At 69.4% G+C, this 24,309-nt stretch carries 20 protein-coding genes; 12 read left to right on the plus strand and 8 right to left on the minus strand.

What is annotated here, in order from left to right; genetic code table 11:
• Window positions 1-17 precede the first annotated feature (17 nt).
• On the minus strand, window positions 18-1,292 hold the full coding sequence (dacB, locus tag B842_RS11500; RefSeq protein WP_040086793.1) for a D-alanyl-D-alanine carboxypeptidase/D-alanyl-D-alanine endopeptidase: 1,275 nt from the start codon (window positions 1,290-1,292) through the stop codon (window positions 18-20).
• A gap of 56 nt (window positions 1,293-1,348) precedes the next feature.
• Between dacB and B842_RS11505 the strand changes: the two genes are divergently transcribed.
• The 6 genes from B842_RS11505 to B842_RS11530 all read left to right on the plus strand — a co-directional run bounded on the left by B842_RS11505 (window position 1,349) and on the right by B842_RS11530 (window position 9,337).
• Window positions 1,349-3,331 carry a hydantoinase/oxoprolinase family protein gene (locus B842_RS11505; RefSeq protein WP_040086794.1) on the plus strand — a complete coding sequence of 661 codons (1,983 nt, stop codon included), beginning with the start codon at window positions 1,349-1,351 and terminating at the stop codon, window positions 3,329-3,331.
• A complete protein-coding gene (locus tag B842_RS11510) occupies window positions 3,328-4,896 on the plus strand; it encodes a hydantoinase B/oxoprolinase family protein (RefSeq protein WP_040086796.1) in 1,569 nt (522 codons plus the stop codon). The genes B842_RS11505 and B842_RS11510 overlap by 4 nt, the downstream gene beginning before the upstream one ends.
• Before the next feature lie 56 nt (window positions 4,897-4,952).
• Entirely contained in the window at window positions 4,953-5,507 is a 555-nt protein-coding gene (locus B842_RS11515) for an inorganic diphosphatase (protein WP_040086797.1), read from the plus strand.
• Between the two features lie 73 nt (window positions 5,508-5,580).
• Entirely contained in the window at window positions 5,581-6,348 is a 768-nt protein-coding gene (locus B842_RS13765) for a S1 family peptidase (RefSeq protein WP_156119513.1), read from the plus strand.
• Between the two features lie 76 nt (window positions 6,349-6,424).
• Window positions 6,425-7,366, plus strand: coding sequence for a helix-turn-helix domain-containing protein (locus B842_RS11525; protein ID WP_040086799.1), 942 nt, complete (start codon window positions 6,425-6,427; stop codon window positions 7,364-7,366).
• Window positions 7,367-7,489: 123 nt separating this feature from the next.
• On the plus strand, window positions 7,490-9,337 hold the full coding sequence (locus tag B842_RS11530) for an FAD-dependent oxidoreductase (RefSeq protein WP_040087668.1): 1,848 nt from the start codon (window positions 7,490-7,492) through the stop codon (window positions 9,335-9,337).
• Here the strand turns inward: B842_RS11530 and B842_RS11535 are convergent.
• Together B842_RS11535 and B842_RS11540 are read right to left on the minus strand one after the other, a co-directional pair.
• Window positions 9,324-10,904: an ABC-F family ATP-binding cassette domain-containing protein gene (locus tag B842_RS11535; protein ID WP_040086800.1), complete on the minus strand. Its 1,581-nt coding sequence runs from the start codon at window positions 10,902-10,904 to the stop codon at window positions 9,324-9,326. The two genes, B842_RS11530 and B842_RS11535, sit on opposite strands and share 14 nt — an antisense overlap.
• 172 nt (window positions 10,905-11,076) lie before the next feature.
• Window positions 11,077-11,436, minus strand: a complete 360-nt coding sequence (locus tag B842_RS11540) for a hypothetical protein (RefSeq protein WP_040086802.1) — start codon at window positions 11,434-11,436, stop codon at window positions 11,077-11,079.
• Between the two features lie 33 nt (window positions 11,437-11,469).
• Between B842_RS11540 and B842_RS11545 the strand changes: the two genes are divergently transcribed.
• The 3 genes from B842_RS11545 to B842_RS11555 all read left to right on the plus strand — a co-directional run bounded on the left by B842_RS11545 (window position 11,470) and on the right by B842_RS11555 (window position 16,223).
• Entirely contained in the window at window positions 11,470-11,760 is a 291-nt protein-coding gene (locus B842_RS11545; protein ID WP_040086804.1) for a rhodanese-like domain-containing protein, read from the plus strand.
• Window positions 11,761-11,822: 62 nt separating this feature from the next.
• Window positions 11,823-12,329, plus strand: a complete 507-nt coding sequence (locus tag B842_RS11550; RefSeq protein ID WP_052437914.1) for a MarR family winged helix-turn-helix transcriptional regulator — start codon at window positions 11,823-11,825, stop codon at window positions 12,327-12,329.
• A gap of 6 nt (window positions 12,330-12,335) precedes the next feature.
• Window positions 12,336-16,223: a Pls/PosA family non-ribosomal peptide synthetase gene (locus tag B842_RS11555; protein ID WP_040086807.1), complete on the plus strand. Its 3,888-nt coding sequence runs from the start codon at window positions 12,336-12,338 to the stop codon at window positions 16,221-16,223.
• Between the two features lie 50 nt (window positions 16,224-16,273).
• On the opposite strand, the gene B842_RS11560 is transcribed toward B842_RS11555, so the two are convergent.
• Entirely contained in the window at window positions 16,274-17,392 is a 1,119-nt protein-coding gene (locus B842_RS11560) for an HNH endonuclease signature motif containing protein (protein ID WP_156119514.1), read from the minus strand.
• Between the two features lie 263 nt (window positions 17,393-17,655).
• On the opposite strand from B842_RS11560, the gene B842_RS11565 reads away from it, so the two are divergent.
• Window positions 17,656-18,279 (plus strand): TetR/AcrR family transcriptional regulator, encoded by a 624-nt coding sequence (locus B842_RS11565; RefSeq protein WP_040087671.1) that lies wholly within the window; start codon window positions 17,656-17,658, stop codon window positions 18,277-18,279.
• Between the two features lie 48 nt (window positions 18,280-18,327).
• Here B842_RS11565 and ppk2 read toward each other — a convergent pair whose 3' ends face one another.
• The 4 genes from ppk2 to groL all read right to left on the minus strand — a co-directional run bounded on the left by ppk2 (window position 18,328) and on the right by groL (window position 21,876).
• The gene (gene ppk2 / locus B842_RS11570; RefSeq protein ID WP_040086809.1) at window positions 18,328-19,227 is read right to left on the minus strand and encodes a polyphosphate kinase 2; all 900 of its coding nucleotides are present in this window, start codon (window positions 19,225-19,227) and stop codon (window positions 18,328-18,330) included.
• 164 nt (window positions 19,228-19,391) lie between these two features.
• Entirely contained in the window at window positions 19,392-19,520 is a 129-nt protein-coding gene (locus B842_RS13770; protein ID WP_156119515.1) for a porin, read from the minus strand.
• Window positions 19,521-19,651: 131 nt separating this feature from the next.
• Window positions 19,652-19,825 carry a PorH family porin gene (locus B842_RS13775; RefSeq protein ID WP_156119516.1) on the minus strand — a complete coding sequence of 58 codons (174 nt, stop codon included), beginning with the start codon at window positions 19,823-19,825 and terminating at the stop codon, window positions 19,652-19,654.
• A 404-nt stretch (window positions 19,826-20,229) separates the two neighbouring features.
• Window positions 20,230-21,876: a chaperonin GroEL gene (gene groL, locus B842_RS11575; protein ID WP_040086811.1), complete on the minus strand. Its 1,647-nt coding sequence runs from the start codon at window positions 21,874-21,876 to the stop codon at window positions 20,230-20,232.
• A 211-nt stretch (window positions 21,877-22,087) separates the two neighbouring features.
• On the opposite strand from groL, the gene B842_RS11580 reads away from it, so the two are divergent.
• Together B842_RS11580 and B842_RS11585 are read left to right on the plus strand one after the other, a co-directional pair.
• Window positions 22,088-23,452 (plus strand): dipeptidase, encoded by a 1,365-nt coding sequence (locus B842_RS11580; protein ID WP_040086813.1) that lies wholly within the window; start codon window positions 22,088-22,090, stop codon window positions 23,450-23,452.
• 255 nt (window positions 23,453-23,707) lie between these two features.
• Entirely contained in the window at window positions 23,708-24,223 is a 516-nt protein-coding gene (locus tag B842_RS11585) for a hypothetical protein (RefSeq protein WP_040086814.1), read from the plus strand.
• Window positions 24,224-24,309: the final 86 nt, after the last annotated feature.

Here is a 24,309-nt window from a genome sequence, read left to right on the forward strand (position 1 = left end):
GTGCGTCGCGCCGGACCTCAGGAGTCCCGGATCGCGGAGGTGAACTCGTCGAGCGCCGCCCGCGCCCCGAGGATCTCCGCGTCGTTGACCAGCAGCGCGAAGGAGTAGACTCGCCCGGACTCCGCGGTGACCACGCCCGCCAGCGCCGACGTTCCGGTGAGGGTGCCGGTCTTGGCGCGGACCCAGCCGCGGCCGGAGAGGTCGTCGTAACGCTGGACCAGCGTGCCGGAACCGCCGGCGACGGGCAGGGTCGCCAGCAGCGGGCGCAGCTCGGGCCGGGAGGCGGCGTCGATGAGTATGTCGTCGAGGACGCGCGGCGGGATGAGGTTGTGCACCGAGAGGCCGGAGTTGTCCGCGAGGGTGACGCCGGTGATGTCGATGCCGTGCCCGGTGAGCACGTCCAGCGTCGACTGGGTGGCGGCCGCGGCGGACCCGGGCTGGCCGCGGTGGACGGCGATCTCGTGGCCGATCGCCTCGGCCATGACGTTGTCGGAGTGGAGCATCATGTCGCGGAGCCGCTCGGTGAGGGGCGGTGACTCCACGGAGGCGAGCACCGGGGTGTCCGTGGGGGCGGGGCCGAGTCCGACGGTGGTGGCGCCGAGGCGGTCGGCGAGGGCCCGGGCGACGTCGAGGGCCGGGGTGTGGGAGCGGGGCACGTCGCCCGTGGTGGCGCCGATGCGGGCGCCGTGGAGCATGGCGGGTTCGAGGGGGGCGATGTAGCCGGCGTCGACGTCCGCCGGGTCCCAGCCGGGCATGAAGGGGTCGCCGTCCCAGACGGAGGTGTCGATGATGACCTCGTCGGCGGTGCCGATGGTGTCGGCGAGGGAGTCGAGCTGCTTCTCCGTCAGCCACACGTCGCCGGAGGCGCGGAGGACCACGCTGCCCGGGTGGGCGCCCTGCACCACGTCGGTGACCAGCACGTCGTCGGGTCCCAGCTCGAGGATCGCCGCCGCGCCGGTGAGGATCTTCGTCGCGGACGCCGGCTGCAGCGGCGCGTCGGGGGCCTGCGCCCAGACGATCTCGCCGGTGACGGTGTCGGTGACGCGCCCGTGGACGGTGCCGAGCGCCGGGTTCGTCGCCAGTGCACTCAGCCGTGCGCCGAGGGCGACGTTGTCCACCGCGTCGGCGGAGGCGGGTTCCAGCACCGGGTCGGGGGTGTCCGCGACCCAGGCGGGGGCGTGGGTGAGGTCCCCGTAGTGGCGGTCGACGAGCACCGCGAATCCGGCGACCCCCGACACGGCGAGTGCGACGACACCGGCGGTCACGGACCACCACAGCTTCTTTCCACTCATTCCCTACACCCTAACCTGGTGGTGACGACACAACCACCACAAGGAGCTGTGCCTGAATGACAGAACTGCACATCGCCGTCGACACCGGCGGCACCTTCACCGACATCGGGGTCCGTCGCGCGGACGGCACGCTGGCGGTGTGGAAGGTGCCCTCTACGCCCGACGCCCCCGACGAGGCGGTGCTCACCGGCGTCACCGGGGCCCTGGAGAGGGAGGGCGCGGAACCCGGGCAGGTGACGCGCCTGGTGCACGGCACGACCGTGGCGACGAACACCGTGCTCACCCGCACCGGCGCGCGCGTCGGGCTGTTGACCACGCGCGGTTTCCGGGACGTGCTGGCGATCGCCCACCAGGCCCGTCCCTCGCTCTACGACAACACCGTCCACCGGGTGCCGCCGCTGGTCCCGGACGAGCTGATCGTGGACGTCGAGGAGCGTCTCTCCGCCGACGGGGAGGCCCTCATCCCCCTGCGTGAGGAGGCGCTTGCCGACGCCGCCGCGTCACTCGCCGCCCTGCACCTCGACGCCGTCGTGGTCAGTTTCCTCAACGCCTACGTCGATCCGCGCCACGAGCAGCAGGCCGTCGCGCATCTGCGGGCGGCCGGGGTGGCGCCTGTGGTCGTGGCGGCCACGGACATCACCTCCGAGATGCGGGAGTACGAGCGGACCTCCACCGCCGTGGTCAACGCCTACGTCCAGCCGAAGGTGTCCAGTTACATGGGACGGCTGGCGACGGGGATCGAGGAGATGGGCGTCGGTTCGCAGCTGTGGATCATGCAGTCCAACGGTGGGCTGCTCCATCCGCGGACCGCGGCGACGCACTCGGCCCGCACGGTCCTGTCGGGGCTGGCGGGCGGCGTCGTCGGGGCGGCGAACTGGGCGCGTCATCTGGGCCTGGACAAGGTCGTCAGCTTCGACATCGGCGGCACCTCGACCGACATCGCGCTCATCCGCGGGGGCGCGCCCGACGAGACCACCTCCGGGGAGATCGACTCGCTGCCGCTGCGGCTGCCGAGCGTCGACGTGCACACCATCGGTGCGGGCGGCGGTTCGGTGGCGTGGCGTGACTCGGGTGGGTCGCTGCGCGTCGGCCCGCACTCCGCCGGCGCCGAACCGGGCCCCGTCTCCTACGGCCGCGGCGGCACGGACCTCACCGTGACGGACGCCCACCTCGTCCTCGGCCGTCTGGGCACCGACCTGCTGGGCGGGCACTTCACCCTCGACCGCGAGGCCGCCCGCACCCGCATGGATGAGTGGGGTGCCGAGCTGGGGCTGTCCGCCGAGGAGGCCGCGGAGGGCATCCTGCAGGTCATCGCGGCGACGATGGCCCGCGGCATCCGCCGGGTGAGCGTCGAGCGGGGCGTCGACGTCCGTTCCTGCCACCTCATGGCCTTCGGCGGTGCCGGCCCGCTGCACGCCTCCGACCTCATCCACGAGCTCGGCATGGAGTCGGCCGTCATCCCGCCGCTGCCGGGCATCGCCTCGGCGGTCGGCATGCTGGACGCCCCCGTGCGGCACGACTTCGCCCGCCCCGTCAGCGACTTCGCCGACCTCCCGGCCGTCTTCGAGGGGCTCCGGCAGCGCGCCGCCGAGGAGATGCGGACGGGCTTCTTCGACACCGAACTGCTTGTCGACGCCCGCTACCTCGGCCAGTCCTTCGAACTCACCCTCCCCTGGGCCGGCGACTGGGACTCCCAGCGCGCCGCCTTCGACGAGCTCCACGCCGAGCGCTACGGCTTCTCCGACCCGGAGGCCGAGATGGAGGTCATCGTCGCCCGCCTGACCGCCACGGTCGGGCAGCCCCGCATCCCCCAGGAACTGGTGGCGGGGGTGGAGGAGGGGGACGTCGGGAAGCGGGACGTGTGGATCGACGGCGCGTGGGTGCCCACCCCGGTCCTCGACCGCGCCTCCCTCGCGCCGGGCCGGGTCGTGGAGGGCCCGGCGATCCTCAACCAGTTCGACACCACCACCTACATCCGCCCCGACCAGCAGGTCCGCGTCGACGAGCACGGCTTCCTGCACCTGAGGAGGACCCGATGACCCTCAACCCCGTCGAGATCGAGATCGCCCGCAACCGGCTGAAGTCGATCGCCGAGGAGGTCGGCACGGCACTGATCCGCACCTCCTACTCCCCCAACATCAAGGACCGCCGCGACTGCTCCGCGGGCCTCTACCTGCCCGACGGCGAGCTCATCGCCCAGGCCGAGCACATCCCGCTGCACCTGGGGCTCATGCCCACGGTGATCCGCAACGCGCTGGCCGAGTACGGCACCGACCGCCTGCGCCCCGGCGACGTCCTGCTGACGAACAACCCCTACCTCGGGGGACCGCACCTGCCGGACATCTGCGTCATCACGCCGGTGCACCACGCGGGGGAGCTGGTGGCGGTCGTCGCGAACATCGCCCACCACGTCGACGTCGGCGGCATCACCCCCGGCTCCATGGCCGCGCACGCCACCGAGATCTTCCAGGAGGGCATCCGCATCCCGCCGGTCCGCCTGTTCCGGGAGGGCACCCTCGACGAGGAGCTGCTCTCCCTGCTGCTCACCAACATCCGCACCGCCGACAAGACCCGCGGCGACCTCATGGCGCAGGTCTCCGCCAACCGCCTCGGCGCACGCCGCATCCTCGAGCTTGTCGACGAGTGGGGCACCACCGGCTTCGACCGTTCCTGCCGGGCGCTCGTCGACTACGCGGAACGCCGCACCCGCGCCGCCATCGCCGCGCTCCCCGACGGCACCGGCACCTTCACCGACCACCTCGAGCACACCGGCAACGCGGAGGAGCCGACGGCGATCGTCGTCACCGTGACGGTGCGCGGCGAGGAGATCGACATCGACCTCACGCAGACCGACGACCAGGTGCGCGGCGCCGTGAACTGCTCCTTCGCCGTCACACAGGCGTGCGCGGCGTACGTGCTCAAGACGCTCACAGACCCGACCCTGCCCTCCAATGCGGGGCTGACCCGTCCGCTGACGTTCCACACCCGGCCGGGCAGCCTCGTCCACGCGCAGTTCCCGGCGCCGGTGGCGCAGGGCAACATCCAGACGTCGCAACGCATCGTCGACGCGATGTACGGAGCGTTCGAGCAGTTCACCGACGGGATCGTCCCGGCGGCGTCGAGCGGCAGCATGAGCATCGTCACCATCGGCGGCATCGACCCGCGCGACGGCACCTACTACTCCTACGTCGAGACCTACGGCGGTGGGCAGGGCGCGTGGGCCGGCGGCGACGGCGCCGACGCCACCCACACCCACATGACCAACACCCGCAACACCCCCTGCGAGGTCATCGAGCGGGAGTACCCCCTGCGGGTGGGCACCTACGCCATCGCGCGGGGCACCGGCGGCACGGGTCGGCAGCGGGGCGGTGACGGACTCGTCCGCACCCTCACCGTCGCCCGCGGCGAGGCCACCGTCGTGGCCGCCACCTCCCGGGTGACCACCGCCCCCTGGGGGCTGGACGGCGGCGGGGAGGGCACACCCGGGGAGGTGCTGCGGGAGGACACGCCCGTGGCGTCGATGAGCCGCTTCGACCTCGGCACCGGGGAGTCGGTGACCATCCGCACCGCCGGCGGAGGAGGGTACGGCACGCCCACGGCATGACCTGCCGCTATGATGAACGGCAGTCCCCAAGAACACCGCAGCAAGGAGTCTGACGCATGAGCGTTGAAGTCATCATCGAGATCCCGAAGGGTTCGCGCAACAAGTACGAGGTCGACCACGAGACCGGTCGCGTCTTCCTCGACCGCTACCTGTTCACCCCGATGGCGTACCCGGCGGACTACGGCTTCATCGAGCACACCCTCGGTGAGGACGGCGACCCGATGGACGCGCTCGTCATCATGCCGGAGCCGGTCTTCCCGGGTGTCGTGGTGATGGCCCGCATCGTCGGCGTCTTCAAGATGACCGACGAGGCCGGCGGCGACGACAAGCTGCTCTGCGTCCTCGACGACCCGCGCTTCGACTCCTTCCAGGACCTCGAGGACATCTCCTCCTTCACCCGCGACGAGATCGAGCACTTCTTCGTCCACTACAAGGACCTCGAGCCGAACAAGGAGGTCACCGGCGCCGGCTGGGGCGACCGTGCCGAGGCCGAGCGCATCCTCCAGGAGTCCATCGACCGCTACAAGGAGGTCGGCGACAACACCCGCGAGGGCCTCGAGGCCGAGAAGGACAAGAAGAACGAGGTCGAGCAGCAGCTCAAGGAGGGTTAATCCCCCACCCGCCCCGCCCGTCCCCCACGGGCGGGGTTTTCTCATTCCCGGCCCACGCGCCTACCCTGCAGGGGTGACTCTCGCCCGCCGGTTGACGGCCCTCGTACTCTCCGCCCTGCTGCTCTCCCCCGCCCCGACCGCGGAGGCGTCCTCGGGGTCCTCGCGGGCGGCCGCCGTCGCCCCGGAGCCCGGGCTCGTCCTCGACATCCCGGACACCTTCGCCCACCCGACGTGGGACGCCGGGGCCGTCTCCCGGCTGGTCGACCAGGGCTACCTGGCCCCCGGCTTCGAGGTGACCACCCCCGACCGCGCCTGCTCCGCCGGTTTCATGGCGCGCACGGCCGCGGGGGAGCCGGTGATGGTCACCGCCGGCCACTGCGGCCTCGTCGGACAGACGGTGTTCGTCTCCCGCGACGGGCGGCAGGTGGCCGTCGGCACCGTCATCCACAGTGAGTTCGCCGCGGACAACTCCGCCCCCGACATCGGGATCGTGCGCCTGACCTCCCCGGAGGACGTCTCGCCGCGGCTCGCCGGCGTGTACCCGATCGAGGGTGTCCTGTCGGTGGAGGACGTGCAGCGCCTGCGCCCGGAACTGTGCCGCTTCGGCGCGCGCAGCGGAATCTCCTGCGGCGAGTACCTGGGCATACACGAGGACAAGATCGTCCTGTCCAACATCGCTCGCCCGGGCGACTCGGGCGGCCCCGTCCTCGCGCGTATCGACGGCCGCTACCACGCCGTCGGCGTCGCCTCCTGGATGCTCACCGGCTCCCGCCCGGTGATCGCGGCGCAGCCCCTCGCGGGGATCCTCGAGGAGCACAACCTGCAGCTCATGCGAGGCTGAGAAATCCCGGGGGTCTCCCCGGGTTCAGCCCGGGGGTCTGGGTTCACATGACGTGGATCACTAGGGTGGGTCCATCATGTCTACCTCACAGTTGCTGCGTTTCACCACCGAGAACATCAGCCCGGAGGCGCGCGTCCACCTGTGGGAGGGCCACAACGCCCGCGCGCTCATCCCCCTGGACATCCGTACCCTCGACGAGCAGCCGATGCGCTCCCGGCAGACGAACCTCCAGCTGCCGTCGATACGCATGGCCGACGTGACGGGGACGTCGCAGATCGTGGAACGCTCGGAGTCGTTCATCCGCGAGCACCCGACGGGCGTGGTCGCGGTGTTCTTCGCCCTGGAGGGCGAGGCCTTCTTCTTCCACCGTGGCGGACACCTGACGCTGCAGCCCGGGCAGGCCGTGCTCTACGACGCCGACCTCCCCTTCACCCGCGGTTTCTCCCGGGGGTTGCGCGAGGTGGTGCTCACCATCCCGCGGGAGCGGTACCGGGAGATGGCCGGCCCCCTCGGCCCGCCGCTGCCGGCGGTCTTCGACTTCAGCGCGCAGGGCGGGACCCACGAGCAGGCCCTGGCCCGGCTGGTGCTGCGCACGCTCACGCAGGTCAGCGGGCCGGAGCCGACGCTGGACCCGGCGCGCACCGAGGGGGACGCCCTCGCGCTGCTGCGGCTCATCCTGGGGAGGCGTGACGACGAGGCCGGTTTCCTCGCCTCCGCGAAGCAGTTCATCGACCGGCACCTCACGGACCGGGAGCTGACCGCGGGACGGGTGGCAGCGGCGGTGGGTCTGAGCGAACGTCAGCTGAGCAGACACTTCGCGGGGGACGGGACGTCGCTGGGCCGGTACGTCCAGGGGCAGCGCGTGCGGCTGGCGCAGGAGATGCTGCGGGACCCGGACCGGCAGGGGCTGTCGGTCGCGGAGGTGGCGGCGCGCTGCGGTTTCGCATCGCAGAGCCACTTCGGGCGGGTGTTCCGCGAGCGGGTCGGGGTGACGCCGCTCCAGTGGCGGAGGCAGTGATTTAGCCCACAGCGGACAGGTTCTGGCCCCACCCGGACGTGATCTCCGCCACACCTTCCGACGGGCAGTGACGCGGCATACATTCATCTCCGTCAGGTCCACCCCACCAAGGAGATGAACACCATGCCCGCCTTCCACGACGGTATCGCCGACACCGAGATCCCCGCAGGCGTCGTCACCACAGACGTCCTCATCGTCGGCTCCGGCCCCGCCGGCAGCTCCGCGGCACTCTTCCTGTCGACCCACGGGATCGACAACATCATGATCACCAAGTACCGCTGGACCGCGAACACGCCGCGCGCCCACATCACCAACCAGCGCACCATGGAGATCCTCCGCGACGTCGGCCTCGAGGCCCAGGTGCTCGAGAAGGCCGTCCCCCACGAGCAGATGGGCGACACCGTCTACGCCGAGTCCGTCGCCGGCGAGGAGATCGGCCGTCGCCCCACGTGGGGCTGGCGCCCAGACCGCCGCGCCGACTACGAGCTGGCCTCCCCCGCCATGCCCTGCGACATCCCGCAGACCCTGCTCGAGCCGATCCTCCTGGAGAACGCCACCAAGCGGGGCACGCAGACCCAGTTCTCCACCGAGTACCTCTCCCACACCCAGGACGACTCCGGGGTCTCCGTCCTGGTGCGCAACCGCCTCACCGGCCACGAGTACACCATCCGCGCGAAGTACCTCATCGGCGCCGACGGCGCCCGCTCCCAGATCGCCGAGGACATCGACATCCCCTTCGAGGGGGCCATGGACATCGGCGGCTCGATGAACCTGCAGTTCAAGGCCGACCTGTCCCGGTGGGTCGCGCACCGGCCGTCCATCCTGTACTGGGTCTTCCCGCCCGGCTCGAACATCGGTGGCCTCGGCGCCGGGCTGGTGCGCTGCGTCCGCCCCTGGAACGAGTGGCTCGCCGTCTGGGGCTACGACATCACCCAGGAGCCGCCGCATCTCGACGAGGAGGAGGCCAAGCGCATCGTCCGCATGCTGGTCGGCATCCCGGACCTCGAGCTGGAGATCACCGGCTACTCCCTGTGGGGCAACAACGAGCAGTGGGCCACCCACATGCAGAACGGGCGTGTGTTCATCGCCGGCGACGCCGCCCACCGCCACCCGCCGAGCCACGGCCTGGGGTCCAACACCTCCATCCAGGACTCCTACAACCTGGCCTGGAAGCTGGCCGCCGTGCTCAAGGGCCAGGCCGGCGAGGAGCTGCTGGAGACCTACTCGGTGGAGCGGGCGCCGATCGCCAAGCAGATCGTCACCCGCGCGAACAACTCCTCCCGCGAGTACCAGCCGATCTTCGACGCCCTCGGGGTCGCCGACGCGAAGACCGACGAGGAGTTCATCGAGAAGCTCCGGCTGCGCAAGGAGGCCACCCCGGAGGGCGCCGCCCGCCGCAAAGCCCTGCGCGCCGCCCTGGACAACAAGGACTACGAGTTCAACGCCCAGGGCACCGAGATCGGCCAGTTCTACCGGTCCACCGCCGTGGTCTGCGACGGCCTGGGACGCCCGGAGGTCACCGAGGACCCCCTGCTCCACCACCAGAAGTCGACCTACCCGGGTCTGCGCCTGCCGCACGCCTGGATCGGCGACACCTTCCGCAAGGAGTCCACCCACGACATCGCCACCGGCACCGGCTTCACCCTGTTCACCGGCATCAACGGCCGCCCCTGGGCGGAGGCCGCGGAGGAGGTCGCGGAGTCCCTGGGCATCGAGCTCAAGGCCGTCGTCATCGGCGAGGGCCTCGAGCACCAGGACCTCTACGGCGACTGGCTGCGCCAGCGCGAGGTCGAGGAGGACGGCGTCATCCTCGTCCGCCCCGACAAGCACATCGCCTGGCGTTCCCACCGCCTCGTCGAGGACCCGCGCCACGCGCTGACCGCCGTGCTCTCCTCCATCCTGTCCCGCGGCGGTGACGACGCCATGGAGGACGCGGAGGAGGTCGCCCGCCTCATGGTCACCGTCGGCTGATCCGCTTGTCGACGCCCACCTCGAGCCGCACGTCCACCCCCAGCCGCTCGAGGAAGGCGTCGTCGTGGCTGACCACGACGAGCCCGCCGTGGTAGTTGCCCAGGGCGCTGACCACCGCATCGATGCTGTTGAGGTCGAGGTTGTTGGTGGGTTCGTCGAGAAGCAGCACCTGGTGTGGCGGGTCGGCGAGCAGGAGCCGGGCGAGGGCGACGCGGAAGCGTTCCCCGCCGGACAGGTCCCCGACGCGGCGTCCGATGTCGTCGCCGGTGAACAGGAAGCGGGCGAGGTTCGCCCGCACCTGCTGCGGGTCCGCCCCCGGCACCGCCTGCCGGACGCACCCGAAGACGTCGAGGTCGTCGTCGAGGTGGTCGAGCCGCTGCGGCAGGTACCCGATCCGCCCGGTGTGCGCCACCAGCCGGGGCAGGGACTCCCCACCGTCGTGGAGGGTCTCCAGCAGCCGGGTCTTGCCCACGCCGTTGCGGCCGGTGAGCGCCACCCGCTCCGGGCCCTGCATGACGTGCGCCGTACCCCGGTCGTCGACCCACTCGAGGAGCCGGCGGCCGGCGGGCACGTCCGGGTCGGGCAGGTCGATCCGGATGTGCGCCTCCTTCCGCACGCGGGCCTCCTGCTCCCGCAGATTCTGCTCGGCCGACTCGACGGCCCGCCCGAGATCCTCCCGCAGCTTGCCGGCGGAGACCTGGGCCTCCGTCTTCCGCTGGTTCATGATGATCTTCGGTTTCCTCTTGTTCAGGTAGTCCGTCTTCGCGTAGGAACGGCGCCGGGCGAGCTTGGTCTCCGCCTCGACGCGCTGGCGTTTCTCCACGCGGAGGGTCTGCTCGGCGGCGCGCACCGCCCGCTCCGCGGCGGCCTGCTCCCGCGCCAGCTGCTCCCGGTACAGGCTGTAGGGCCCGCCGTAGACGGTCAGCTGCCGGTCGCGGAGCTCGACGGTGGAGTCCATGAGCTCCAGGAGCTCGACATCGTGACTGACGACGATGAGCGTGCCCCGCCACCCCGCCACGAGGTCCCGCAGGCGGGCGCGGGCCTCCCGGTCGAGGTTGTTGGTCGGCTCATCGAGCACCGTGAGCGGGGTGTCGGCCAGCCGGATGCCGATGAGCGCGGTGAGCACCGCCTCCCCGCCGGACAGCGTGCCGACCTCCCTGTCGAGGCCGACGGAGGTGAGGCCGGTGGCGTCGAGAAGCGCGCGGGCCCGGGCGGCGACGTCCCAGTCGTCGCCCACGGCGGTGAAGTGCCGGGGGTCCGGGTCGCCGGACTCGATGGCCGCCAGGGCATCCAGTTTCTCCCGGATGCCCAGCAGCTCCGCGACCGTCATCCCGGACTCCAGGGTGAGCTGCTGCGGCAGATGGGCGACGTCGCCGGCACGCGTGATGGTCCCGGACGTGGGGACGAGTTCCCCGGTGATGAGACGGAGGACCGTGGATTTCCCGGCCCCGTTGTCCCCGATGAGGCCGGTGCGTCCGGCGGTGAAGACGGCGTCCGTGCCGTCGAGGACGGGGGAACCGTCCGGCCAGGAGAAGGTGACTCCGGCAAAAATGAGGGGGTATGACATGAGAGGCTCCTACGAGGTTCAGCGGATGCGCTGACGGAGCCCCAGGGGAGGGTGCTACGACGTCAACGCGTGGATGCGCGGCGAACGATCGCGGATGAGCACGGGCCTCTCCGATCCTCGGGAACAGTGTCGGCGGGAACGTTAACACATCACGTGACGGAGGGGAAGACCCTCAGGCCCACCGGCCCACGACCACCCCGGAGATCAGTCCCACGACCAGCAGCCACACCCCCACCGCCAGCGCGAGGATGGCGGGCACCGCGCCGGGTTCCACGAGCAGCCACCCGAAACCGACCACCGTGCCGAGGGCGCCGGGGACGGTGAGCCAGCGGGGGAGGACGAGGGCGGGGCGTCGGAAAGCGAAGGCGACGGTGGACACCAGGGCGACGGGCGCGGAGAGGACCGCGATGGTCACCAGCGCCATGCCGACGCCCGCGCCGAGCCACAGCAGGCCCAGTCCGGCGGCGCCGGCGACGAGGACCACGATCCAGAGGCGGAGGGCGATCGGTCCCGTGAGTCGTCGAGTGTCCATGCCAGCCACTGTATTCGCTGTACTCTCGGTGTCATGAAGACTGTGAATGTAAACCAGGTTCCCGCCGACGCCCAGCTCATCGACGTCCGCGAGGCCGACGAGTACGCCGAGGTCCACGCCGCGGGCGCGACCCTCATCCCGCTGTCCGAGTTCGCCGGCCGCGTCGGCGAGATCGACACCGACCGTGACATCTACCTCATCTGCCGTTCCGGCAACCGCTCCGGAAAGGCCTGCGAGTTCCTCAAGGAGAACCACGGCATCGAGGCCATCAACGTCGAGGGCGGCACGATGGCGTGGGTGGAGAAGGGCCTCCCGCTGGGATAACAGATAGTGGGCCGCGGCCCATGATTTAACGCGACCACCGTGGGCGGTATACCATTGGTGGCATGTTGCAATCAGTTGATTCCCCCACGACGGGCGACGCCGCCCATGTCGGCGTACCCCTCACCCTCCTCGAATCACCGAGTTTCCAGCTGGAACGCCTCCGTCGCCGGACCCGCGACGAGGTGGAGGCCGCCCTCGCCACCCGCGGGACCACCATGCGGGGCTACTGGGTACTCACCTGCCTCATCGAGGGCGACGCCTCCTCCCAGACCTCCCTGTCCGACACCCTCGCCATCGACGCCTCCGACATGGTCCGCCTCATCGACGGCCTCGAGGAACAGGGCTGGGCCAAGCGCGAACGCGATCCCAAGGACCGCCGCCGTCAGATCGTCATGTCCACCAAGAAGGGCGTGAAGGCCCAGGCCGAACTGGCGGAACTCGTCGCCGCCGCCGAGGCCACCGCCCTCGACGAGTCCACCGGCAAACAGCTCAAGCACCTGCGCAAGCTGACGCAGGCCGTCCTCGTCGCCGACCTGGAGCCCAACCCCGACGAAGTCAAGGGGGCGTAAGTCCACGTGTCCATCCGCCAGGTCCCCCGCCAGTTCCTCCGCGCCGGCGACGCCCCCGCCAAACGCACCCTCTACGACATCCTCACCGCCACCGCCGCCGCCCACCCCGAGGCCGCGGCCATCGACGACGGCGAGATCCTCACCTACGCCGAACTCATGGACGAGGTCCACACCCTCGCCGCCGAACTCCACGCCAACGGCATCCGCCGCGGCGACCGCATCGGCATCCGCATGACCTCCGGCTCGCGTGACCTCTACGTGGCCATCCTCGCCACCATCGCCGCCGGCGCCGCCTACGTCCCCGTCGACGCCGACGACCCCGAGGAACGCGCCGAGATGGTCTTCTCCGAGGGGAAGATCAACGGCGTCTTCACCGACGAGGGCTTCCGCATGCTCTCCCCCCGTGCAGGAGGCGACAAGCACCGCCCGCGTCTCGACGACACCGCCTGGATCATCTTCACCTCCGGCTCCACCGGTAAACCCAAGGGAGTGGCCGTCTCCCACCGCTCCGCTGCCGCCTTCGTCGACGCCGAGGCCGAACTCTTCCTGGTCGACTCCCCCGGCGGCCCCCTCGGCCCCGAGGACCGCGTGCTCGCCGGACTGTCCGTCGCCTTCGACGCCTCCTGCGAGGAGATGTGGCTCGCCTGGCGCCACGGCTCCTGCCTCGTGCCCGCCCCCCGCTCCCTCGTGCGGTCCGGCATGGACCTGGGCCCCTGGCTGATCCGCCGCGACATCACCGTCGTGTCGACCGTGCCCACCCTCGCCGGCCTGTGGCCCGCCGAGGCACTCGACAACATCCGCCTCCTCATCGTCGGCGGTGAGGCCTGCTCCCAGGAGCTCGTCGAACGCCTCGCCACCGAGGACCGCGAGATGTGGAACACCTACGGTCCCACGGAGGCCACCGTCGTCGCATCCGCCACCCAGCTCCACCCCGGGCAGCCGGTCGGCATCGGCCTGCCGCTGGCCGGCTGGGACCTCATCGTCGTCGACTCCGAGGAACAGCCCGTCGCCGTCGGCGAGGTCGGGGAGCTCGTCATCGGCGGCGTCGGCCTGGCCCGCTACCTCGACCCGGAGAAGGACGCCGAGAAGTACGCCCCCATGCCCTCCGTGGGCTGGGCCCGCGCCTACCGCTCCGGCGACCACGTACGCCTCGAGGAGGACGGCCTCTATTTCGTCGGACGTGTCGACGACCAGGTGAAGATCGGCGGCCGCCGCATCGAGCTCGGCGAGGTCGAGGCCAACGTCGCCGCCCTGCCGAACGTGTACAACTCCGCCGTCGCGGTGCAGAAGACGGGTGCGAACCAGTCGGTGCTCGTCGGCTACGTGTCACTCGACGACCCCTCCCTGGGGTTCGACCACGACGCCGCCCACGACCGCCTCGCCGAGACGATGCCGGCGGCACTGGTCCCGCGCATCTGCGTCATGGAGGAGCTGCCGGTCCGCACGTCCGGCAAGGTCGACAAGGCCGCCCTGCCGTGGCCGCTGCCCGGCGTCGGCGTCGAGGCCACCGACCTCAACGCCACCGAGACGTGGCTCGCCGAACTGTGGGTCGACGTGCTCGGTACCTCCGTCCAGGACGCCGACGCGGACTTCTTCTCCCTCGGCGGCACCTCGCTGGCCGCGGCGACCCTCGTGGGCCGCATCCGTGAGCAGGTGCCCACCGTCGCCGTCCGCGACCTCTACGACCACCCGCGTCTGGGCTCCCTCGCGGAGGCCGTCGAGAACATCGCGGCGAAGACGGGTGTCTCGCTTCACGACGCCGCCCCCGTCGAACCCCGCGACGTCCGCCCCGTCGGCCCGCTCACCCGCGTGCTGCAGACCCTCATCCAGATCCCCCTGATGACCCTCCAGGCCACCACGTGGCTCGGCTGGATCCTCCTCGGCGGCAACCTGGCGCACATGGCCGGCCTCGAGTGGGCGGTGCACACCTCCTGGTGGCTGGTCGCCGTGCTGCTCGTCGTCTTCGGTTCGCCGGTGGGCCGTCTGCCCATCGGTGGCCTCGGCGCGCGGCTGCTCACCGCCGGCATCCAGCCGGGCGAGTACCCGCGTGGTGGTGCCACCCACCTGAGGATCTGGGCGGCCGAACGCTGGGCCGACGCCTCCGGCTCGCAGTCCATCTCCGGGGCGACGTGGGTCAACTACTACGCCCGCTCACTCGGCGTGAAGGTCGGCCGGGGCGTCGACCTGCACTCCCTGCCGCCGATCACCGGCCTGCTCACCCTCGGGGACCACTGTGCCATCGAGCCGGAGGTCGACATGTCGGGCTACTGGGTCGACGGTGACGTCGTCCACGTCGGCGCCATCGAGGTGGCCCCCGACGCGCGCGTCGGTGCGCGTTCCACGCTGCTGCCCGGTGCCGTCATCGGTGCCGACGCCCACGTCGAGGCCGGCTCCACCGTCACCGGTCACCGCACCATCAAGCCGGGGTCCCGCTGGTCGGGTTCCCCGGCGGAGAAGGTCGGCCGGTCGAAGCACCGCTTCCCGGACGAGCATCCGCCGCGTCGGTCCCGCTGGGTGCCGATCTACGGGCTGACCTCGGTGGCGTTGAGCCTGCAGCCGCTCGCCGCGATCGCGCTCGGTGCGCTGGTGGTCGTCTCGCTCATCGACGTCACCGGCGGCAACCCCCTCCTGGGGGCCGTCGTGTTCGCCCCGCTGGGTGGTCTGGTCGCGTTCGCGTTCTACATGGTGTCCATCTGGCTGGGAGTCCGCTTCCTGCAGATCGGGCTCAAGCCGGGCATCACGCCGGTGCGTTCCTTCCACGGCTGGCAGCTGTGGACCATCGAGCGTCTCATGGACGACGCCCGCACCTACCTCTTCCCGCTCTACGCCGGCCAGCTCACGCCGCTGTGGCTGCGCAGTCTGGGGGCGAGGATCGGGAAGAACGTGGAGGTCTCCACGGCCGTGATGATCCCGACGCTCACCGACGTCCGCGAGGGCGCCTTCCTCGCCGACGACACCCTCGTCGGCGGCTACGAGCTCGGTGGCGGCTGGATGCTGACGGGCGAGACGCGCGTCGGCAAGCGGTCGTTCGTGGGCAACTCCGGCATCACCGGGCCGGGCCGTAAGCTGCCGAAGAACTCGCTGGTGGCGGTGCTGTCCTCCACCCCGAAGAAGGCGAAGGCGAACACCAACTGGTGGGGTTCCCCGCCGGAGCGGATGCGTCGTGTCCACGTCGACGCCGACGGCGGCGAGGCCCTGACCTACAACCCGGGCCTGAAGGTGAAGTTCTTCCGCGGTTTCATCGAGACGATGCGTCTGCTCGCCACGATGACGTCCGCCATGCTGCTGGCGGGTGTGGTCGGCACGATCTACTGGCTGGTGGCCACCTACGGTGTCCTCGTCGCCTGGCTCGCCGGCGGGCTGGTGCTCATGGCGGCGGGCCTGCTCGCGATGGGTGTGACCGTGATGGTGAAGTGGTTCTGCGTCGGCAGGCACAGGCCCGGCGATCACCCGCTGTGGAGTGAGTTCGTGTGGCTCAACGAGCTGCAGGACGCCTTCGTCGAGGCGGTCGCCGCACCGTGGTTCCTGGTGCCGACGCTCGGCACCGGTGAACTCAACGTGGCCCTGCGGGCGCTCGGCGCGCGGATCGGCCACGGTGCGTGGGTGGAGTCGTACTGGTTCCCGGAGACAGACCTGTGCATCGTCGGTCGCGCCGCGACGGTCGGGCCCGGCACCGTCGTGCAGACGCACCTGTTCCAGGACCGCGTCATGAGCCTCGACACCGTCACCATCGCCGACGGCGCCACCCTCGCCGCGCACTCCGTCGCACTGCCGGCGGCCCGCATCGGCGACGGCGCGACGGTGGGCCCCGGCTCACTCGTCATGCGTGGTGACCAGGTGCCCGCCAACACCGTGTGGCAGGGCAACCCGATCGAGCCCTGGAATCGCGCTTAGCCGCTTTTCGACGCCCCCGTGACCCCCTCCGCGACCCGCGGAGGGGGTTTTCACCTGTTGATGAGTGCCATGGCGGACAACTGCCGTATCGGGTGAATGTTGCTCCGTGGTGGCCCACCATCGGGCGGCAGATGCACCACCCCACCAGGCCGGCGCTCCAGGCGCCCATTCCGGGGTGGGGCATTCGGATCATCGTCATTGCGCGCGTTGTGCACCGCACACGCCATCGACAGGTTCTCGATGTTGGTCTCCCCACCCTGCTCCCACGCTGTCAGGTGATGCACCTGGCACTGACTCGCCGGAGTGGTACACCCCGGGTGCGGACACAGGATCGTCTCCGCGGACAGGAGCATGCGCTGCTTGAAGTTCGCGAAGCGCTCGTCCCGGTACACGTTGACCCCACCACGGACAGGGTCGAAGACCCCCACGTATCCTTCCTCCACCATGGCCTCGGCGACCAGCTCGGCCCCGGTGATGGTGGTGCCGTCGGTGCGGGCGAAGACGGTCTCGTCACCCTCCTGCCGCAGCACCTTCGTCGACTCCGGCAGCGGCAGCACGGTGATCACCACCTCGCGGGCAGGCCCGCCACCCCGGGTGTCCAGGAAGGCGTCGAACATCGCCTGCTCATAGGTCAGCCGGGGGTCCTTCCGTCGCCGCTGGGCGGCCCCGGCACGGACCCCGCTGAGCACGCCCTCGATGACCCTCTCCGGGCCGGTGACGGTGAACGTGCGGTTGCCCAGACCGTCGGTGTTCTTGCCGCCCCTGAGGGCCCTTCGACCGTAGGCCTTCTTCTCGGCGTCCTCGACCCCGCGGTTGTAGTCACGCACGCGGGTGGCGGCAGCCCGGTCGATCTCCTCCACCGTGCCGCGCAGGGCGCACAACTCGACGCGCAGCTCCCACGGGGTGACCGCCGCGCCTGTGAGCAGCCGGCGGGTGTGCTTCTCCACCACACCCAGGGCGTCCAGGGACAACCCCACCGCCGCCGCCCGGGCAGCACGTTGCAGCCTCCGGTGACGGGTCGGCCCGAAGTAGATCCCGGCCAGCTTCTGCCAGGCCCCCGCGTCCCGGAAACCCAACCCTGACAGCGCAACGACGTCGACCGTGCCGGTCGCTAACGCCTCCAGCACGGGGATGGCCCGCAGGGCCTCAAACGCCGACATCAGGTTCATGCCCCGCACGCTAAACGCCCGACAGGCACACGTCGACACGCACCCTTCCGCGCCTGTGGATAAACCCCGGTTATCCACAGGAAACCCGGTTGAAAATGGACTCCACTTGACACCCCCGACACCCCTGGTATTCGGCGTTTCCTCATGTCAGAATAGATATCAGAATGGATAGTGTCCGTTTCCACTCGTTAAGTGGATTTTCATCTGAATCTCAGGGATCATGAACGTCACAAGACGAATCCATCCCTTTGGGGGCATGCATCATGAGCTACCACTACACCGAACGCGAGGATCCTAAACCTGTCCGCACCGGCCCCGGCCGCCCGCCGAACGAGGCCCTGGACAGGCAGGTCATCATCGCTGCCCGCCGCCTCATCCGGGAGGGCAAGCCGCTGACCATCCAGGAGATCGTCGAGGCCAGCGGGGCCTCCCGTTCCGCGATCTACCGTCGTTGGCCGAGCCTCAACGAGCTGCTCGCGGACGCCCTCGACCACGGTCGCACCAACCGGGTGTACAGCTTCGACGGCCCGATCAAGCCGATCCTCGAGGAACTCCTCTTCGACCGGATGCACGAGACCGTCGGCCGCGGCTACACCGACAAGCACTACCGTCGGCACCTGGAGCTCATGATGGCGAACCCGCAGCTGCAGAAGGTGTACTGGGAGAAGCATGCCTCCCGTCGCCTCAAGTGCATGCAGCGCGCCCTGCAGGCGGCGAAGGACAACGGTGAGATCCGCCGGGACGTCGACATCGAGGCCGCCCTCGACGCGATCTACGGTGTCCGCACCTTCCAGACCGCGGTGCGCGGCGTCCCCTTCGACTCGCCGGAGGCGGTGCAGCGCGCCCGCGCGGCCTTCGACCTCCTGCGGAAGGGCATGGAGCCCTGAACGCACTGAGGCCCGCACCCCAGCCGGGGTGCGGGCCTCACTCTGTTCCTAGTCGCCGATCTGATCGCGGCCACGCAGGACGATGAGCGGGTCCGGCGTACCGACCACGTCATGGTCCTTGTTCGTGTACTCGAACTTCGACAGGATGTAGCGCATCGCGTTGATGCGGGCGCGCTTCTTGTCATTCGACTTGATGGTGATCCACGGGGACTCGTCGGTGTCCGTGTAGCGGAACTGCTCCTCCTTGGCGCGGGTGTAGTCATCCCACCTGTCCAGGGAGGCGAGGTCCATCGGGGAGAGCTTCCACTGGCGGACCGGGTCGACCTGACGGATGGCGAAGCGGGTGCGCTGCTCCTTCTGGGTCACGGAGAACCAGAACTTCGTCAGGGAGATACCCGAACCGAGGAGCATGTTCTCCAGCATCGGGACCTCACGGAGGAACTCCGCGTGCTGCGACTCGGTGCAGAAGCCCATGACGCGCTCGACGCCGGAACGGTTGTACCAGGAGCGGTCGAAGAACACGATCTCGCCGGCAGCCGGGAAGTGCGCGATGTAGCGCTGGAAGTACCACGAGGTGGACTCCCGCGGGGACGGCTTCTCCAGGGCGACGGTCCGGGCACCACGGGGGTTGAGGTGCTCGTTGAAGCGCTTGATGGTGCCACCCTTGCCGGCGGCGTCACGGCCCTCGAAGAGGATGATGTGACGCTGACCGGTCTCCTTGGTCCAGTTCTGCCACTTCAGCAGTTCGATCTGGAGCTTGCGCTTGGTCTTCTCGTACTCGTCACGCGTCATGCGCTCCTCGTACGGGTAATTCTCCCGCCAGGTCTCAATGGGGGTTCCGTCCGGGCGCAGGAGTACCGGGTCGTCTTCGTCGGAATCGTCGACGACATATCCTTCCGTCTTCGCCAGATCGATGACAGGGAGATCGTCGTCATTGTGCTCAGCCATGCAGATAAGTCTAGTCACTGCCATGCACTCGGGCGCGGTGAACGGGACTTTGTCCGAAAAGAGGGCCGCGCTTTCCGACGCCCCGGGCCAATGCCCCATAAAAGGGAGAATGCCCCCATCCTCACGGATGGGGGCATTCTCGGAAGCTGTATTCAGCTGGTTATTTACTTGACCAGGCCGATGAGCTTGGCAACAGCCTCGGTCCACTTGCCCAGGCCCTCGAGCAGGTCGAAGGTGCCGCCGACCAGGCCGGTGGAGGAAAGTGCGGTCCAGGTATCGAGGAAGTCAGACATGTGAGTCTCCTTGTGATCAGAAAGTGTGAGTGTGGGGGGCATGTCCCTGTGGGACATAGTTCAGCACTTGGGCTGATGTTTCCTGTCCTGCGGACAGAGAGGAAAGCGGCAGCTGTACTACCGCCTCATCCCTACTTGTCGGAGGAGGACAGGACTGCGGAGGTGGTGTCAGCTGCGTCGCCGAAGCCCTGAACGAAGTCGATGACAGCGTTGATGTTGGCCGGGATGCCTGCGAGAGCGGTGCCGATGTTCTTGGCGAAGGTGGTGAAGTCGTTCAGCTGGCCCTGAATGGTACCGAGATCCATGAGATTCTCCTTGGTTTCTGCCCGGCTGCGGACAACCGGGTTGGTTTCAAATGACTGACACCCTCAGGGCGTCACGCAAGCCATTTTGTCACACTCTGGGGAACCGTCAAGCCATATGAACAATTCCGATTGCGGGGAACTTTCGTGACCCTCCCTTAATCTTCTGTGCTCCTGATCACAGTTTCCGCAGCATATTTCCCCCGACCTGCGGAAACAGTCGATAACAGGTCAATAACAAGTCAACCTCCGAGAGCGCCCGTAACACACCCGGGACAGAATTCGATTTAACGCCGGAACGTGCCGGGGAGACATTTTCACCCCACCCCCGAAATGGGGAAAGCCGCCCCCTGCGCCCCGGAAAGGGGCGTGGGGACGGCGATCGGAGAGGCGTCGATAAGCGGGGACTAGAAGCCCATGCCACCCATCGCGTCGCCTGCACCCTCCGGCATACCGGCGACAGCCGGCTCCGGCTTGTTGGCGACGACAGCCTCGGTGGTGAGGAACAGCGCAGCGATGGAGGCGGCGTTCTGCAGTGCGGAACGGGTGACCTTGACCGGGTCGTTGATGCCTGCGGCCATGAGGTCGACATACTCGCCGGTGGCGGCGTTCAGGCCCTGGCCGGCCGGCAGACCGGCGACCTTGTCGGCCACGACGCCGGCCTCGAGGCCTGCGTTGAGAGCGATCTGCTTCAGCGGGGCGGAGAGGGCCTCGCGGACGATGCGGACGCCCGTGGCCTCGTCACCGGTGAGGCCGAGCTCGTCGGCGAGCACCTCGGCGGCCTGCAGCAGCGCGACGCCACCGCCGGCGACGATGCCCTCGTCAACGGCAGCCTTGGCGTTGCGGACGGCGTCCTCGATGCGGTGCTTGCGCTCCTTGAGCTCCACCTCGGTGGCGGCACCGACCTTGAGGACGGCCACGCCGCCGGCCAGCTTGGCCAGACGCTCGTGCAGCTTCTCACGGTCGTAGTCGGAGTCGGAGTTCTCGATCTCGGCGCGGATCTGCTTGACGCGACCCTCGATCTGCTCCGGGGAGCCGGCGCCCTGGACGATGGTGGTGTCGTCCTTGGTGACGACGACCTTGCGGGCGGTGCCCAGCAGCGGGATGTCGGCGGTCTCGAGGGACAGGCCGACCTCCTCGGAGATGACCTGGCCACCGGTGAGGATGGCGATGTCCTGCAGCTGCGCCTTGCGGCGGTCACCGAAGCCCGGTGCCTTGACGGCGACGGACTTGAAGGTGCCACGGATCTTGTTGACGACCAGGGTGGACAGTGCCTCGCCCTCGACGTCCTCGGCGATGATCAGCAGCGGCTTGCCGGACTGCATCACCTTCTCCAGCAGCGGCAGGAGATCCTTGATGTTGGAGATCTTGCCGGAGACCAGCAGGACGTACGGGTCCTCGAGGACGGCCTCGCCGCGCTCGATGTCGGTGGCGAAGTAGCCGGAGATGTAGCCCTTGTCGAAGCGCATGCCCTCGGTGACCTCGAGCTCGACGCCGAAGGTGTTGGACTCCTCCACGGTGATGACGGAGTCCTTGTTCACCTCGCCGCCGCCGACGGCGTACATGGCCTTGGCGATCTGGGCGCCGATGGCCGGGTCAGCAGCGGAGATACCGGCGGTGGCGGCGATCTCCTCCTCGGTCTCGACCTCCTTGGCGGAGGCGAGCAGGGCCTCGGTGACCTTGGCGGTGGCGGCCTCGATGCCACGCTTGATGCCCATCGGGTTGGAGCCTGCGGCCACGTTGCGCAGACCCTCGCGGACGAGAGCCTGGGCCAGGACGGTGGCGGTGGTGGTGCCGTCGCCGGCGACGTCGTCGGTCTTCTTGGCGACCTCCTTCACCAGCTCCGCACCGATCTTCTCGTACGGATCCTCCAGCTCGATCTCACGGGCGATGGACACACCGTCGTTGGTGATGACCGGGGCGCCCCAGCCACGCTCGAGGACGACGTTGCGGCCCTTGGGGCCGAGGGTGACCTTGACTGCGTCGGCCAGGGTGTTCAGGCCGCGCTCGAGGCCGCGACGGGCCTCCTCGTCAAAGGCGATGAGCTTTGCCATGTGTTTGTGCTCCTTATAGATATAGGACGTCACTCACGTCTGCGCTCCAACAGGCGCCCGCGACGGCACGGTCGGTGAGTGTGGCCCAACCTCACCCGCTGAAGACATCGATTTCTGGCACTCACTCAATTTGAGTGCTAAACCGTTTCTAGCAGTCGATGCGGTCGAGTGCAAGGCACGGGGCGGGTGCGGCGGACTAATCTGGGGCGGCATGAGCACATCCCCGAACCTTGACGCACTCCGTACCCATATAGAGGGACAGCGCGAACGCATTTTCCGCGACCTCTCCGAGATCGTCGCCTTCGACTCCGTCCACGCCGAGCCCGGCCACGAGGAGGACGCCGCCGGCGCCGCCGAGTGGACCCGTCAGGCGCTTGCCGACGCCGGCCTCGACGTCGCCACCCACCCCACCGTCGACGGTTCGACGGCGGTGATCGGGCGTCGGGAAGCAGCGCCCGGCATGCCCACCGTCCTCCTCTACTCCCACCACGACGTCGTCCCCGCCGGAGACCACGCCCTGTGGACCTCCCCGCCCTTCGAGCTCACCGAGCGCAACGGCCGCTGGTACGGCCGCGGCGCCGCGGACTGCAAGGGGAACCTGGTCATGCACCTGGCCGCCCTGCGCGCCCTGGAGGATCTCGGTGGCACCGACCTGGGACTCATCGTGCTGGTCGAGGGGTCTGAGGAGCGCGGCGGCGAGGGCCTGGAGCACCTGCTGCAGACCCGGCCCGAGCTGTTCCGCGCCGACGTCATCCTCATCGCCGACTCCGGCAACGCCGCCGTGGGCGTGCCGACGCTGACCACCTCCCTCCGCGGCGGCGGGCAGGTCGTGGTCACCGTGGACACCCTGCGCGCGCCGCTGCACTCCGGCCAGTTCGGCGGCGCGGCCCCCGACGCGGTGGCCGCCCTGGTCCGCATCCTCGACTCGCTGCGCGACGAGCACGGCCGCACGGTCATCGACGGCGTCGACTGCACACGCAGGTGGGAGGGCGAGCCCTACACCCCGGAGGACTTCCGCCGCGACGCCGGCCTGCTCGAGGGCACGCAGATCATGGGCACCGCGGACGACGCCCCCGCCGACATGGTGTGGTCGCGCCCGGCCGTCACGGTCACCGGATTCACCTCCACGCCGGTCGCGGAGGCCGTCAACGCCGTGCCCGCCACCGCCCAGGCGAAGCTCAACGTGCGCGTGCCGGCGGGGCTCGACGCTGACGAGGTCATGGACAGGCTCGTCGACCACCTGCAGGCGCACGCCCCGTGGGGCGCGCACATCGACATCGAGGTGCAGGAGAAGAACCAGCCCTTCTCCGCCGACTCCTCCGGCCCCGCCCTCGCCGTGCTGCGCCGCTGCCTGGCCGACGCCTACGGCGCCGAGGACGCCGTGTCCCTCGGCTCCGGCGGTTCCATCCCGCTCACCCTCGCCCTCCAGGAGGCGTTCCCCGAGGCGGAGATCGCACTCTTCGGGGTGGAGGAACCGCAGTGCACGATCCACTCCCCGGACGAGTCCGTGGACCCCACGGAGATCATGAACGTCGCGGTCGCGGAGGCGGCGTTCCTGCAGGCCTGGGGACGTTGACGCGGAAAGTTGGGGGTGAACATGAGGTTAAATTCGGCGAACGGGTTGCAAAGAGGGTGGCGCGAATCATAAACTCGCAATCGTGACGTACACCAACATCGATCTTCAGCTAGTAGCCGAGGCTACGAACCCCAGTGCGGGCTAGGGACTGACTCCCCGCACCCTGGGGTAGTAGTCGTTAAGCTTTTTCGCCGCTGAAGAGTCGGTCCACTTAAACCAACCTTCCTTTCGAAGACCCTTTAGAGGACCGAAATTATGTTCAACACCATTTCTGCACCCGTCACCACCTACGCTTCCGCTGACATCAAGCAGGATCCGTTCACCACGCGTTTCGGCAGCACCCACCGTCTGCCCCGTGGTATGCGTGACGAGGCCGCCGGCATGGCCTGGCCGCTGTTCATCGCCACCTACGCCCCCGCCGCAGACATCCGCATCTCCCACATGGAGGCCACCCGCGGCCGTGGCGGTCAGCAGCACTACACCGCCGAGATGATCCGCACCTCCAAGACGGAGCAGCCGGTCACCTCCACCCACGACATCACCGCCATGGGTCCGACCTCCGCCGCGTCCCACCTGCTGGCCGACGCCGGCCGCCACGTCGAGATCCTGGCCTTCCACCAGACCGAGCTCTACGAGGCCACCATCACCTTCGTCAAGGTCGCCCACCAGAACAACGAGAACCGCACCGCCTGGGCCATGGGCTTCGGGGCCACCAACGAGGCCTCCATCGCCGCCGCCCTGGCCTCCGGTGCACAGCGCATCTACGGCTAGTCCCCCACCGTCCTCACCCTCGGAGACCCACAGAGAGGCGGTGACATGGGCACACCCACGCCCCCGGTACGAGTAGCCGACAAGTG

Source organism: Corynebacterium humireducens NBRC 106098 = DSM 45392 (assembly GCF_000819445.1).
Classification (GTDB): Bacteria; Actinomycetota; Actinomycetes; order Mycobacteriales; family Mycobacteriaceae; genus Corynebacterium; species Corynebacterium humireducens.

Excerpts from the sequence above, each read along its gene's own strand:
- B842_RS11510 (WP_040086796.1), top strand. The coding sequence starts at position 3,328 with ATGACCCTCAACCCCGTCGAGATCGAGATCGCCCGCAACCGGCTGAAG.
- dacB (WP_040086793.1), bottom strand. The coding sequence starts at position 1,292 with ATGAGTGGAAAGAAGCTGTGGTGGTCCGTGACCGCCGGTGTCGTCGCA.
- B842_RS11580 (WP_040086813.1), top strand. The coding sequence starts at position 22,088 with ATGAGCACATCCCCGAACCTTGACGCACTCCGTACCCATATAGAGGGA.
- B842_RS11505 (WP_040086794.1), top strand. The coding sequence starts at position 1,349 with ATGACAGAACTGCACATCGCCGTCGACACCGGCGGCACCTTCACCGAC.
- ppk2 (WP_040086809.1), bottom strand. The coding sequence starts at position 19,227 with ATGGCTGAGCACAATGACGACGATCTCCCTGTCATCGATCTGGCGAAG.
- B842_RS11560 (WP_156119514.1), bottom strand. The coding sequence starts at position 17,392 with ATGAACCTGATGTCGGCGTTTGAGGCCCTGCGGGCCATCCCCGTGCTG.
- B842_RS11565 (WP_040087671.1), top strand. The coding sequence starts at position 17,656 with ATGAGCTACCACTACACCGAACGCGAGGATCCTAAACCTGTCCGCACC.
- B842_RS11535 (WP_040086800.1), bottom strand. The coding sequence starts at position 10,904 with ATGTCATACCCCCTCATTTTTGCCGGAGTCACCTTCTCCTGGCCGGAC.
- B842_RS11585 (WP_040086814.1), top strand. The coding sequence starts at position 23,708 with ATGTTCAACACCATTTCTGCACCCGTCACCACCTACGCTTCCGCTGAC.
- B842_RS11530 (WP_040087668.1), top strand. The coding sequence starts at position 7,490 with ATGCCCGCCTTCCACGACGGTATCGCCGACACCGAGATCCCCGCAGGC.
- B842_RS11540 (WP_040086802.1), bottom strand. The coding sequence starts at position 11,436 with ATGGACACTCGACGACTCACGGGACCGATCGCCCTCCGCCTCTGGATC.
- B842_RS11545 (WP_040086804.1), top strand. The coding sequence starts at position 11,470 with ATGAAGACTGTGAATGTAAACCAGGTTCCCGCCGACGCCCAGCTCATC.
- B842_RS13775 (WP_156119516.1), bottom strand. The coding sequence starts at position 19,825 with ATGGATCTCGGTACCATTCAGGGCCAGCTGAACGACTTCACCACCTTC.
- groL (WP_040086811.1), bottom strand. The coding sequence starts at position 21,876 with ATGGCAAAGCTCATCGCCTTTGACGAGGAGGCCCGTCGCGGCCTCGAG.
- B842_RS11525 (WP_040086799.1), top strand. The coding sequence starts at position 6,425 with ATGTCTACCTCACAGTTGCTGCGTTTCACCACCGAGAACATCAGCCCG.
- B842_RS11550 (WP_052437914.1), top strand. The coding sequence starts at position 11,823 with ATGTTGCAATCAGTTGATTCCCCCACGACGGGCGACGCCGCCCATGTC.
- B842_RS13770 (WP_156119515.1), bottom strand. The coding sequence starts at position 19,520 with ATGTCTGACTTCCTCGATACCTGGACCGCACTTTCCTCCACCGGCCTG.
- B842_RS11515 (WP_040086797.1), top strand. The coding sequence starts at position 4,953 with ATGAGCGTTGAAGTCATCATCGAGATCCCGAAGGGTTCGCGCAACAAG.